Here is a 13,477-nt window from a genome sequence, read left to right on the forward strand (position 1 = left end):
TATTCATGTGTATCGACAGGTGCAAAATCCAAATTTTAGCGTAAAGTGAGTGCTAGATTTCAATTAAAACAAAAGGTAAAACAATGATCACCCTGCACCATTTGGAACATTCACGCTCTTTACGCATTTTATGGGCTTTGGAAGAGTTAGGGTTGGAGTATGAGGTGAAGTTTTATAAACGCCTACCGACCTATGCTGCGCCACCTGAGTTAAAAAACATTCATCCCTTAGGTAAAGCCCCCGTTTTGACCGATGGTGATTTGGTCATAGCAGAATCTGCAGTGATTTTGGAATACCTGCAAGCTACCTACGATACGGAGCACAAGTTTAAACCGCAAAATCCAAAGGACTTAATGCAATACAACTACTGGATGCATTATGCCGAAGGCTCGTTGATGCCATATTTGGTTATGACCTTGGTGATGAGTAATGTACCCAAGCATGTTCCATTTCTAATTAAACCGTTTGCCAATAAAATTTGTGATGGGGTGAAAGGCGGTTTTATTAATCCACGCTTGAAAGAGCACAGTGCATATTTGGAAAATTATTTATCTCAACACGACTATTTTGCAGGTGATTTTTCCTTTGCCGATATTCAAATGAGCTTTCCTGTGGTGGCGATGCAAGAGCGGGTAAAAGCCCATAATCCTCAAATGGTTGCTTATGCACAGCGTATTCAGCAGCGCCCAGCCTTTAAAAAAGCCAAAGAGCTCAGTGGGTTCTAGTGGGTGGTGATGATTTGAACCTGATTTTTTTGCCCGGTGCATCGGGAAATACGACATTCTGGCAACCTGTTATCCAACGCCTACAGGACGATTCAAGCATGGTCGTCGCTTATCCGAGCTTTGGTGACTATCCTGATGATGTGGATGTGCAGAATTTTGAGGACTTACAAGACGATGTATTGAATCAAATTCAACAGCCTTCTGTGGTCGTTGCACAATCGATGGGTGGCATTTTTGCAGTACAAGCTGCCCTAAAAAAACCTGAGCAGGTGCAGGCTTTGGTACTTGTGGCAACCTCAGGCGGTATTGATTTAAGTTCTTTTCAGGTGGCGGACTGGAGAGAGGATTATCAACAGAGCTTTACGGTTCCAGATTGGTTTGTTCAGCATCAGTCTGATTTGACGGATAGTCTGGAGCGTATCCAGTGTCCAGTTTTGTTGATTTGGGGCGATGTAGATCCGATTAGCCCTGTTGCAGTGGGGCAGTTCTTACACCGTCAAATACCACATGCTGAATTGCACATCGTGTCACAGGGTCAACATGATTTGGCTTATGTGCATGCGGAACATGTTACGCAATTGATTCAAAATTTTCTTGCCAAACTCAGAGTATAAAAAAGGATGCCGAGGCATCCTTTTATTTTTAGCGTTTGACCACAATTGAGTCAATGCCACTATGTTGTAGGGTTTGTTGCGCAATCACTGCAGCTTCTTGTGAGTCATATGGCCCTGAAATCACGCGATACCATGTTTGGCCGCCTTCAACGGTTTTGACGACATCGGCAGAGAGACCATTTAAGATAATTTCTGCACGACGTGCATCGGCACTGTCTGGGTCAGGATAACTACGCACTTGTAATATAAAACTTGGCGCTTGCGGTGTTGGTGCTGCTTCGGTTAAACCTGGTTCAGCAGGGGTGCTTTCTTCGGCAGCAGGTGCTTCAACAATCACCACGGTGCTTGGATTATCTTTGGTTTCAGGAATGGCTTGATCAGGAATTGGCGTCACTTGCTGCTGTGGCAGTAAGTCGTAGAAACGGTAGTCTTTATTGGTTTCTTCTTGATAATGTTCCGAAGTGATTTGACCTTTCGGCTTCACTGGTGCCCAAGGCTTCCACAGTAACAGTGCTACAGCAAAACAGAGCACGATTAAAATGACCACAAGTGTACCGAGCCAAGCTGGAATCAGTGGCTTTTTGGGTTTGTTCGGTCTTTCAGATACACCGCGCTGCGTTTTTCCAAACACGTGGAAACCTCTTTTCTTCTAATCAATATGAGGGACTGGCCCATTCTTTTCTTTATTTTAGTACTTGGCCTCAAGGAATTAAAAGAGGCGTCATCGTAAAATAAAGAATCGCTTTGCAAAATTCAAGTTTCACAAAGCGAGCAATACATTAGGGTTTATATGGCTACTTCGGGCAAAGCCCTTCATCTTGCGATGATGTGCAAAGCGTTGCTTTTTACATCGTTACCTCAAGCAGCCATGTGTGAAGCTTTGCTTCACTTATTACATGGCTTCAGGTGCAGACACACCTAGTAACTCTAAACCATTACGCAAAACTTGTTGTACGTTTATTGAAAGTAATAAACGGGCTTGCGAAAGGGCAATATTTTGTTCGTCGATAATTCTTGTATTATCCAAGTTATACCAACCATGGAATAAGGCCGCGAGCTCTTTCAAATAGTTACCCACTTGGTGTGGTTCATAGCTATTTGCAGCACGAAGCACAATTTCTGGATAGGCTGCAAGTTTGGCAAGAATTTCAGTTTCAGCGTCAAGAATTAATAAGGTCGCATCGTAATCAGCTGCTTTGCTACGATCAAAACTAATACCTTTTTCAGGTGCTTTCACATCGACCATACGATTGACACGTGCATGCGCATATTGGATGTAGTACACCGCATTGTCTTTGCTTTGTGAAACTGCAAGGTCTAAGTCAAAGTCAATGTGTTGCTCAGACTTACGCATCACGTAGTAGAAACGTGCAGCATCGTTGCCCACTTCTTTACGCAGGTCACGTAAAGTCACGAACTGACCAGAACGAGATGACATTTGTACCATCTCACCACCACGCCATAGGCTGACGAACTGAACCAATAGAACGGTGAGTTTTTTCGAGTCATAACCCAAGGCATCAATCGCGGCTTTGACCCGTGAAATATAACCATGGTGGTCTGAGCCCCAGATATCAATGATATCGGTATAGCCACGTTGTAATTTGTTCAGGTGATAAGCAATGTCAGAAGCAAAATAAGTGGTTTGTCCATTACGACGCTTCACAACACGGTCTTTTTCATCGCCAAATTCAGTCGATTTGAACCAAATGTTGCCGTCTTTTTCGTATAAGAAACCACGTTGTTCTAAAGTTTCTAAAGCTTCATCAATTTTGTCTGTCAATGAGGCTTCGCTGAACCATTGGTTAAAGGTTACACCAAACTCGCCCAAGTCATCTTTGATGTCATCTAAGATCGCATTCAGCGCTGCTTGGTGGAATACGCGGTAAGCTTCACCGATTAAGCTTTGTGAATTATGGATTAAACCATCAATGTGCTTTTCTTTATCGCCTGAAAGGACAACTTTATTGCCTTCGGCATCGAGTTCTTCTGCATATTGTACATCTTCAGGAACATCTTTATAGACGTCTGCTACAGGGCGGACGTAGGCATCGCCATCAGCATCGATAATGCTTTGCGCGATTTCTTTAACGTAATCGCCTTGATAAGCATTTTTAGGGAAAACCAGTTCTTGGCCTGTTAATTCGAGGTAGCGTAAATAGGTAGATGTTGCAAGGATGTCCATTTGACGGCCTGCATCATTCACATAATATTCACGGTCTACTGTTGCACCTGTTGCTTCAAGCAACGTTGCAACCGTCATCCCATAGGCAGCGCCACGACCATGACCAACGTGCAAGCTCGATGTTGGGTTGGCAGAAACGAATTCCACTTGGATTTTTTTCGCAGCATTGGCTTGAGTACGACCAAATTGCTTGCCTTGCGCTTGAATTTGATCAAGTACAGCAAAACGTTGGTCAGCATTTAAAAAGAAGTTAATAAAGCCTGGCCCTGCGATTTCTGCTTTGCTGATGTCCGCCACTTCAGGCAGCGCAGCAAGAATTTTTTCGGCTAAATCACGAGGCTTCATACCCGCAGCTTTAGAGGCAATCATCGCGATATTGGACGCGAAATCCCCGTGGCTTCGGTCTTTGGTACGCGTCAAAGTACTGCTGTTGTTCCAGTCTGCTGGAAGGATACCTTCAGCTTGAAGGTTTTGTACTGCGTGCTCGAGAGCTGCTTGGATTGCCGTGTTCATATTCAGTCGAAAATTTGATGTCGCAGAAAAACGCTAAATATAGCAAATTTCCACGTCTTTAGGTGAATCCATTTTCATAGAATAAAAAATGTTCGAAAACTGCTAACGATTGCGCTGCAATAAACATGAAAAGCGCAGTATGATGAAAACCAAAACGCATACTTTTAAGGATAAAACGTGTCTGAACAGCGGCCTATGATCATTGGGAATATTCCCAAGTTACCAGCAAAATACGCCATGTTTATTTTGCCGTTTTTTATCTCATTTTTTATGAGTGGCATTATCTCGATGATCAATCTTTGGCGCAATTTGGGCTGGGTGGACAATTTCCTACAGGTTTGGCTGTCCGCATGGATGATGTCTTGGGTGGTGGCCTATCCTGTAGTGCTCATTGTACTGCCGATTGTGCGCCGTTTGACTGGTGTATTTGTCGATATGTCACATTTGAACCCACCCAAATAACCTCCATTTTAGCTATTTTCACGGCATGAGACAGGTTTGCTTAGGAGTTCCGCATTTTGGTTTTGAAAACGATACAGTTTGCTGGCATGAAAGAGCTTAATTACTTTGGCACTGGCAAGCTGTTGTTGAAAAAGACTCAGGCTCTGGCGTTGAAATGGATCAAAGGGATTGCCATAGTTTTTGTTGTCGAGTAAAAACTGAATCTGTCCTGCTTCTTTATCATAGCCATATAAGATACGTTTGCCTTGCGCATCTTGAAGCTCAAATGTAGGCGGATGACTGCTGATTTTACAATTCAGACGTAGTGAGAGCACAAAGCCTTCGGTCGATTTGTTTTGTAGCTGATAAATTCCTTGTTTTTCATTCTCCAAATAGACCCATTGGTTCAAGGGTAAATTTGCACTGAGTTGCTCATATTGCTCGATGGTAGCTTTACTGATATCGACAATGCCTTTGGGATCGATTTCAGGCAGTTTTTCGTTATGACCAAATAGTCCTGTAATTTTATCACTCACTGTAGTTTGTGCCGTAGAAATGGATTGGCATGCTGTCATTTGTGTGAGGTAAAGAAACGTAAGGCTCAACAACATCAATTTTTTGATGATCATTTTTAATATAAAGAAGAAATAAAAGCGCTAGCTTAGCTTGAGCTTTATACAAGTTCAAATTTTATCCATGCGCTATTTGACCGAAAGGCTGTCGTAAAGTCATTTTTGCGTTGAGTCGGTTTGATTTTTATTTTCAGACTAAATCGCTTTGATAATTGCATCACGCTTATAAATATCAAAAGACGAGCAAATGGCGCTAAGCTAGTAGCCGAATTAGATGCATAGATTCTCCCCATAGGTTCATCTAAATCTATGTATAACGAGATAGGTAATGACGACAGAATATTTAAAGACAAAACAACCCTTATACATCCCTTATGCGGGCAATACCTTACTTGAGTTGCCGCTGTTAAATAAAGGATCGGCATTTACGGAAGAAGAGCGCACTCGCTTCAACTTGCATGGTTTAATTCCGCATGTTGAAGAAAGTATTGAAGAACAAAGTCAGCGTTCTTATCAACAGTACTGTGCTTTTAATGATGCGATCAATAAGCACATTTATTTGCGTAACATTCAAGACACCAACGAAACCTTGTTCTATCACCTCATTGAAAACCATTTAAGTGAGATGATGCCGATCATCTATACTCCAACGGTGGGTGAGGCTTGTCAGCGTTTCTCGGATATCTATCGTCGCCATCGTGGCACATTTATTTCTTATCCAGACCGTGCGCATATTGATGACATCTTGCATAACATCAACAAGAAAAATGTCAAAGTCATTGTGATTACCGACGGCGAGCGTATTTTAGGCTTGGGTGACCAAGGCATTGGTGGTATGGGTATTCCGATTGGAAAATTGTCGCTATATACCGCGTGTGGTGGTATTAGCCCAGCTTACACTTTACCAATTACCCTCGATGTCGGCACTAATAATCAGCAGTTACTGAATGACCCAATTTATATGGGTTGGAATCAACCGCGTATCAGTGGTGATGAGTACTATGCTTTTGTTGATGAAGTGATTGCCGCGATCAAGCGTCGTTGGCCGAAAGCCTTAATTCAATTTGAAGATTTTGCGCAAAATAATGCAATGCCGTTATTGAATAAGTACCGTGATGAAATCTGTTGTTTTAATGATGATATTCAAGGTACCGCAGCCGTTTCTGTGGGTAGTTTGATCGCTGCATCACGTGCGGCAGGTAAACAGCTCAAAGATCAAACCGTTGCCTTCTTAGGTGCGGGTTCAGCAGGTTGTGGGATTGCTGAGCAAATTGTTGCGCAGATGAAAGTTGAAGGTTTAACTGATGCCGAAGCGCGTGCACGCGTGTATATGGTCGACCGTTTTGGTTTAATCACTGAAAATCAGCCGAATCTACTCGATTTCCAACGTAAATTGGCACAAAAACCAGACGTGATAGCGCAATGGGGCAATGCTGAAGAGGTGATTTCACTGCTCGATGTCGTGAAAAATGCCAAACCTACCGTGTTGATTGGGGTATCGGGTCAGCCGGGCTTATTCACTGAAGAAGTGATTCGTACTTTGGCTTCGAACTGTGATCGTCCGATTGTATTGCCACTGTCTAATCCAACGTCGCGTGTTGAAGCAGTGCCAGCAGATATTATTCACTGGACGGATGGCAAGGCTTTGATTGCGACAGGCAGTCCTTTTGCTCCTGTCAACTATCAAGGCAAAATTTATAATATTTCGCAGTGCAATAACTCGTATATCTTCCCAGGCATCGGGTTAGGTGTGATTGCGGCCAATGCAACCCGTGTGACCGATTCGATGTTAATTGCATCGAGTAATGCTTTGGCAGATTGCTCACCGATGTTGACCAACCCTACAGCAGATTTATTGCCTGAGATTGATGAAATTCAGAAAGTCTCTAAGCTGATAGCCTTCAAAGTGGCCAAAGCAGCAATGGATGCAGGTGTAGCCCCGATTATTAGTGATGAGCAATTGCAACACGCGATTGAGAAAAACTTCTGGAAGCCAGAGTATCGTCACTATAAACGTGTCGCTTTCTAAAGCTGAAATGAGATCGAACAAAAAGGAGCATGATGCTCCTTTTTGTTTTTGAGAGCTACGTCTTCATTAACATTATTTTACTAGATTAAAAAAAAGACATTTTGTACACTCCGCGCACAAGTATAAAAACCAATAACTTAACAATGATCATGTTCAATTCTATTTATAAAATGCTGGAATCCTTTGGGTTTGGCTCGCAAAAACGTGCTGTGCATATTCATTTTTCTAATCTGGCCTTGAACACACAGGTGTTTATTCAGCGCATTGAGGGCGAGCACCGAATCAATCAAGGCTTAAAAGCTGAAATTCTATGTCTATCGACCAATGCTTATTTGCCTTTAAAACAGTTCATTGGTGGGCGAGTCGCGGTTGATCAGGTCACGGATGTGGGACAGCTTTCTCGTCTGACGGGGGTGATTACCAGTGCCAGTCAGGGGCAAAGCGATGGCGCGTTAACTGTTTATAAACTGACGATTGAAGATGCAACAGCGCTGTGGCATAAGCGCAGAAACAGTCGTGTGTTTATGAGCAAAAGTGTTCGTGAAATCACTGAAACTCTGTTTAGCGAATGGCAAAGTCACAGCACGTTATTTGCAGCCAGCTTAAGCCTGAACTTAGAGGGTTTGAGCCGTGATTATGATGTACGACCCTTTGTCATGCAGTCTAATGAAACCGACGCTGAATTTCTCACTCGACTATGGCGGAGTGAAGGGATTAATTGGTTGATTGATGAACAAGCTCCGATGGTGCTCAGTTCGTCGGAACCGATTCAGGCACAGCAACTTCGTTTGGTGGATGATAATCAAGCTTTTACAGCACTGGGTCGTCGTACGATTCGTTTCCACCGCAGCCATGCCACTGAGCCTTTTGATAGCATCACCAGTTTTATTGCTGAACGTCACTTACAATCCACCACGGTACAGACGCAGCGTTGGCAAGCGCAACATTTAGCTCAAGATCAGAGTCAGGCTGTATTGAGTGCGCATCAGCACAGTGATCAACAAGACAATGAAAGTTTGGGTTTGGAACAAGTCTGGTGTGTCAGTCCAGCATGGGCAGGTGATTTACAGGGTGAGGATCAGGTCACACCTGCCAATAGCAGTCAACTAGATCGTCTCAACCAACAACTGAACCAATATCACGAGCTTCAGGCCAAATATTTCACAGCAAAAAGTAGCGTTCGAGATGCACAAGTGGGTTATTGGTTTGAAATGGTGGATCATCCTGAAATAGACCAGCATGTGTCCGTAGAGCGTGAATTTCTCATTTTAGGCAAAGTCTTTTATAACCAAAATAATTTACCCAAAGAGTTGCTACAGCAAATCAATCTGTTACTAAAAGGAAGTCGCTGGCAAGGTCTGAGTGAGGAACGACAAGCCAATGAACTCTTTGTCGTACGCCGTGAGGTCAAAATTGTTCCTGAATATCAAGCGTGGATACACCGTCCAGCAGCTTATCCTTTACGCGCCAAAGTCGTCGGGCCTGAAGGGGAAGAAATTTATGTGGATGCATGGGGGCGGATTAAAGTTCGCTTTATGTTTACGCGTAGTGATGACCATGCTCATGATGGTGGTGCGGGTGCAAATGATAATGACACGGACTCGGCTTGGGTCGATGTATTGACCCCATGGGCGGGTGAAGGATATGGCGCACGTTTTCATCCGCGTGTCGGAGAAATTGTGGTCATCGACTTCTTTGAGGGGGATGTCGATCGACCTTTTGTGGTGGGACGTATTCATGAAGCGGAGCGCCACCAAACCATGTTTGATGTGAAAGGGACATTGCCTGCGACGAAAAAACTCAGCGGGATTCGTTCACAAGAAGTTGCAGGGCAAGGCTTTAACCAACTGCGTTTTGATGATACGACAGGGCAAATTAGTGTGCAGCTACACAGCAGTCATGGAGCGAGTCAGCTCAACCTTGGCAACCTGAGTCATCCAAAAGCAACTGAAAACAGTGATGGGCGTGGTGAGGGGTTTGAGCTAAGAACGGATCAATGGGGAGCCATGCGTGCAGGCAAAGGCCTCTTGATTAGTACCTATGCACAGGATCAAGCGGTTGCGGATCATTTGGCTGCATCAGAAGCCCAGTCCATCTTGCAGCAAGGTCATGACAGTATGCACATGTTGAGTACTCTGGCTGTTAAACAACAGACTGATGCATTGAATGTGGTTAATCGTCTGCCTAAATTGATTCAGTCTGTAGAGTTAAAAGGCGCCAATCAAGCACTCCAAGCAACTGTTGGTTTATTTAAAACCGCAGTTAGTCAGGATCCGATTTCGGCATTAAAAACATGTGGTGGTTTTATTGAGGATATTCAAAAATTTGGTCAAGACACAGACAATTTGATCAATGAATTTAAAGATTATTTTCGGGATGCAGAGGCTTCAATAGGCAATTTAAAAGCCTTTATCGATAACCTCGAAGAACATGGTTCAGATGCTTTGAAAAGTCAGTTGCAAGGTGTGAAAGAAAAATTGAATGCGGATCCATTCGCCGCTTTAAAAGATGTAGGCAAAGTGATTGCCAATGTTGATATGAAAGACTTTGACTTGACCAGTGCTTGCGGAAGCTTTAATAAAGGCAGCAAACTGAATGTTAATCCCATGCAGGCATTGGGCTCCATGCAAGGTTTTATGGAGACATACGCTCAAGAGGCAGAGCAAACGCAGGATACTCAGAATCAAGCTCAAGCGAAGATCTTTCGTCAGGCTTTAATGCTGTTGGCTTCCCCTAATGGTATTGCCTTAACAACGCCTGAAGATATTGTTTTACAAGCTACCCAAGACATCGCTGAAAGCGCACAGGGGTCCATTAACTTAAGTGCCCAGAAGAATATTATTGCGCATGCACAGGATAAGGTGAGCTTATTTGCTGCACAAAAAGGGCTAAAGGCATTTGCTGCAAAAGGAAAAGTTGAATTACAGGCACAAGATGATGCGATAGAGGCGATTGCGCGTAAGGTGATTAAGCTAATTTCAACTGAAGATAAAATAGAAATAACCAGTCCGAAAGAAATTGTGCTCACTGCTGGTGGTTCACAGCTCAAAATCAATGGGGATGGAATTTGTACGACAACAGGTGGAAAGTTTGAAAGTAAGGCGGGGCAGCATAGTTTTGTGGGTGGGGCCACAGTAAATGCTGAATTACCTAAAATGCCTGAGAGTGGAATGTATAGTATGAGATTTGATCTGAGCCAAATTTTTGATCCGAATATATTGAAAAATATGAAATATAAATTAATAAATCATTCTAAAAAAATTGAAGCTGAATATGAGTTTGAGCAGCAAAGCAGTGCACGTGTTTATAGTGACGCTGTTGATAATGTAGAACTCTCATTAGTACCAGGCGCATATTTGACAGAAATTAAAGACTTACCCCCTGAACAAGAGACAGAGTCTTTGGATGAAGATGAAGTTACAGGATGTGGTTGTGGAGAGGAGCATGAACATATACGTAATAATGCAAGGGAGGTTGAATAATGCTTAATAAAAAAAATATTGCTTGTTTAATTTTTGTTTTTATATCACTAAAAATTTATGCAGAAGATGATTTTAATGTTATTTCGCAATGTACTGATGAATATGAAACAAGTTGTGATTTAGTATTGATAAATGGTAGTGAAAAAAATATTTTCTTACGTAATATAAAATCACCAAGTATTAAAGAAATTGGTAAAGATGTTTTCCATGTGGTGAGTTCATGTGGTTCGCCTTGTGTAGGGAATTATTTTATTGGTAAGCATGCAAAAGATTATACTGAGGAGTTGATTAAGGTTGATTTTAAATCAAAATGCATTATAGAGAGTGATAGTAATGAAAAGAAAATATATGCAAAAAAAATATTTTCTAATACTAGAAAAATTTTAATAAATTTAAATGAAAAAAAATTTGATATTCTTCCATCAAAATTTAATTATTATAGTGATTTTAATGAGATGTCGTATTTTGATAAATTTGGTAATCTAAATTTGATTGCAAATGATTTTGGTGAGATTTTATTTAAAAAGAAAATAAAAAACCCATGTGGAAATTATGAAAAATGAGCTATTCAGAAGAGTTTATTAAATATGTTGGAACTGTAGCGGGTGAAGCAGGAGGATGTAGTGTAAATACCTGGAAAGCTGTTGCCCATTGTATAAAGAATAGAATAGGTTTTGCAGAGTGGGTCAATGCGAGAGATGTTAGTGATATTTTAAAAAAGAATTTTGATGCAATTACCGATAAAAATGGACCTTTTACAAAAGCTGTGACAGAAATGCGTTTAGGAAATATATCGGATCATACACAAGATATTATTGATGCGATATCTCCAATTTATCAAGGATTAGAAGAGGATATAACAAACGGAGTTGTTTTATATTTTAGTCCTAAAGCCCAAGCCGCTTTACATAGCAAAAACCCTAGTAAATATACTTCTTTAATCCCTGATTTTGCTAAAAGCTCTTTAACTGAAGAAGTGAAAATAAAAGGAACAGAAAATGATGATATGCAATGGTACAAATATAAAGGTACATCTCGTTTCTATGTTCAATTTGTGGATAGAAGTGCTAATGTCCTTGTTAAATCTAAAGTAAGTATTGGGTACAAAAAAACGAAAGAGGTTCCATCACTTACTAACTTAATAACCAATAATCAGGGTAAAATCAGATCATTTTTAGTAAAAGATGGTTGGGGGGCAAGATTTACTGTTGATGGTGTTCAACTTCTTGATAAGAATAAAAAAGAAATAATGCTAATTGCAGATGGAAAAAATCATTCATCAGTGTTAGTGGTTGAAAATGGTAGTAGTGGAATAAAATCTCAAACGGATATTCATATCCAACAACCGAGGTCTTCACAAAAGAAAGAGCCTGCGAAAGAGGATGAAAACGCGAGCATTGAGCAAACGTCGAAAGTAGATGAGAATGATGTTCAGCAAAAAAATATTAATTTTAGTATTAAGGTTATAGATAGTGAAAATAAGACGATTCCCAATTTTTCTTACTTTTTAAAATATAAAAATATTGAAAAGAAACACCGTGCAGGTGCTGATGGTATTGAAAATGGTTTAATAGGATTAAGTGGTGAGGAAATTGTAGTTTTAATTAGTGGACGAGACACAAAGCAAGAGATTAATCGTTTTACAGTACAAGATGGTATGGGATTAAAAACTGTAAAACTTAACTTACATACTTTTGATATACTTTTTAGGCATGGAAGTACTAAAAAACCTATAACAAATTTAAATTTAATTCAAAAATATAGAAATATCTCAAAGCCAAAAAAAACCAATAGTAGTGGAAAAATAACGGTTAGTGCGATGCCAGGATTTGAACTTAATTATAAATTGAGAGATGAGCGGAACTTACTTACAATCAAAGTTGATAAAAATAAAGCACTTCGTATTATAGATGTTGATTCTTCTGCAATAGAACAAGCATCAAAAAATATCAAGGTGGGTAGCAAAGTTTATGAAACGCAACAACCGATTGCTATTCCTTCCGAATCAAAACGTAAACAACCAATTCAAAAGCCTGTTGAATCTCAGGATTCTACTCCTAAGAGAGATGAAAAAGTAAAAACCAGCACTGAAGGACATCCTAAAACAATTGTTACAGATAATAGTGATATAGAATTTAAAGTCTTAACTTATGACAAAGTATCTCATCAATTGGCTAGTGATTGTGAATATGTACTTGAGTATAAAGGAAATAAAAAATCTCATATAAGTGGCGTTAGTGGTGTAGGGGCAAAAAATCATAAGGGACAATCTGGGCAAACAATTAAAATTTTTGAAAATAATAACTTGTTGACTCAGATCGTATTACAAAAAGATATGCAACCTATATCTATTCATGTTACTAAACCAGATTTCTCACAACTAAGAGTTAGTGGTGCTGATTGGTGTGGTTTATTTCTACAAAGTAGTAGTTTAAATGACTTGGCTGAACCTTTTAAAACGAACGCAACAAAATTTATTAATGGTATGAAAAATGCCGGTATTAATGTTGTAATTAACACAACTTGGCGCCCTGATAAAAGAAGTTATTTAATGTACTATTCTACAGCAATAGCAAGAGGGAAAATAGCTGTAGATAAAGTACCTCCTTTCCCAGGAGTAAGTATTGATTGGACACATAAAGGAAAGAAAGCTGAAGCAGTAAAAGCTGCTAAAGCAATGCATCAAAAATATGGTATAGGGGATAACCCAGTGGGTAAGCCAGGATCCTCAAACCATAATAGAAAAATGGCAGTAGATATGAAAATATCTAATTATATTGGAAAAGTTGTGACTATTGATGGTGAAAGCACAAAAATTACCAGTTGGTCTACATTAACGCAATTAGGGAAAAAACATAGTGTAATTTGGTATGGTAGTAAAGATGCACCTCATTGGTCACACACAGGTAGGTAAAA

At 40.5% G+C, this 13,477-nt stretch carries 10 protein-coding genes; 7 read left to right on the forward strand and 3 right to left on the reverse strand.

Translation table 11 applies throughout. The annotated features are described in order from the left end of the window. Nucleotides 1–83: 83 nt before the first annotated feature. Complete coding sequence (locus WH214_RS05910) at nt 84–725, forward strand: glutathione S-transferase family protein (RefSeq protein WP_339421884.1); 642 nt, start codon at nt 84–86, stop codon at nt 723–725. 14 nt (nt 726–739) lie between these two features. After that, nucleotides 740–1,339, forward strand: coding sequence for an alpha/beta fold hydrolase (locus WH214_RS05915; protein WP_339421883.1), 600 nt, complete (start codon nt 740–742; stop codon nt 1,337–1,339). A gap of 28 nt (nt 1,340–1,367) precedes the next feature. Here WH214_RS05915 and WH214_RS05920 read toward each other — a convergent pair whose 3' ends face one another. Together WH214_RS05920 and argS are read right to left on the reverse strand one after the other, a co-directional pair. Beyond that, nucleotides 1,368–1,970, reverse strand: a complete 603-nt coding sequence (locus tag WH214_RS05920) for an SPOR domain-containing protein (protein ID WP_004684390.1) — start codon at nt 1,968–1,970, stop codon at nt 1,368–1,370. Between the two features lie 261 nt (nt 1,971–2,231). After that, nucleotides 2,232–4,037: an arginine--tRNA ligase gene (argS, locus tag WH214_RS05925; RefSeq protein WP_339421882.1), complete on the reverse strand. Its 1,806-nt coding sequence runs from the start codon at nt 4,035–4,037 to the stop codon at nt 2,232–2,234. Between the two features lie 177 nt (nt 4,038–4,214). Here argS and WH214_RS05930 point away from each other — a divergent pair, with 177 nt between their 5' ends. After that, a complete protein-coding gene (locus WH214_RS05930) occupies nt 4,215–4,499 on the forward strand; it encodes a DUF2798 domain-containing protein (protein WP_004684392.1) in 285 nt (94 codons plus the stop codon). A gap of 8 nt (nt 4,500–4,507) precedes the next feature. Here the strand turns inward: WH214_RS05930 and WH214_RS05935 are convergent, their stop codons facing one another. Continuing rightward, nucleotides 4,508–5,107, reverse strand: a complete 600-nt coding sequence (locus WH214_RS05935) for a hypothetical protein (protein ID WP_339421881.1) — start codon at nt 5,105–5,107, stop codon at nt 4,508–4,510. A gap of 271 nt (nt 5,108–5,378) precedes the next feature. On the opposite strand from WH214_RS05935, the gene WH214_RS05940 reads away from it, so the two are divergent. From WH214_RS05940 to WH214_RS05955, 4 genes are all read left to right on the forward strand, one after another. Continuing rightward, nucleotides 5,379–7,079 (forward strand): NAD-dependent malic enzyme, encoded by a 1,701-nt coding sequence (locus WH214_RS05940; protein ID WP_087013913.1) that lies wholly within the window; start codon nt 5,379–5,381, stop codon nt 7,077–7,079. A 149-nt stretch (nt 7,080–7,228) separates the two neighbouring features. Further along, the gene (locus tag WH214_RS05945) at nt 7,229–10,561 is read left to right on the forward strand and encodes a type VI secretion system Vgr family protein (RefSeq protein WP_339421880.1); all 3,333 of its coding nucleotides are present in this window, start codon (nt 7,229–7,231) and stop codon (nt 10,559–10,561) included. Then, nucleotides 10,561–11,124 (forward strand): hypothetical protein, encoded by a 564-nt coding sequence (locus tag WH214_RS05950; RefSeq protein ID WP_339421879.1) that lies wholly within the window; start codon nt 10,561–10,563, stop codon nt 11,122–11,124. Before WH214_RS05945 ends, WH214_RS05950 begins: the two co-directional genes overlap by 1 nt. Further along, nucleotides 11,121–13,475: a hypothetical protein gene (locus WH214_RS05955; RefSeq protein WP_339421878.1), complete on the forward strand. Its 2,355-nt coding sequence runs from the start codon at nt 11,121–11,123 to the stop codon at nt 13,473–13,475. The genes WH214_RS05950 and WH214_RS05955 overlap by 4 nt, the downstream gene beginning before the upstream one ends. Nucleotides 13,476–13,477: the final 2 nt, after the last annotated feature.

The sequence above is a fragment of the Acinetobacter sp. MYb191 genome (assembly GCF_037572605.1).
Classification (GTDB): domain Bacteria; phylum Pseudomonadota; class Gammaproteobacteria; order Pseudomonadales; family Moraxellaceae; genus Acinetobacter; species Acinetobacter johnsonii.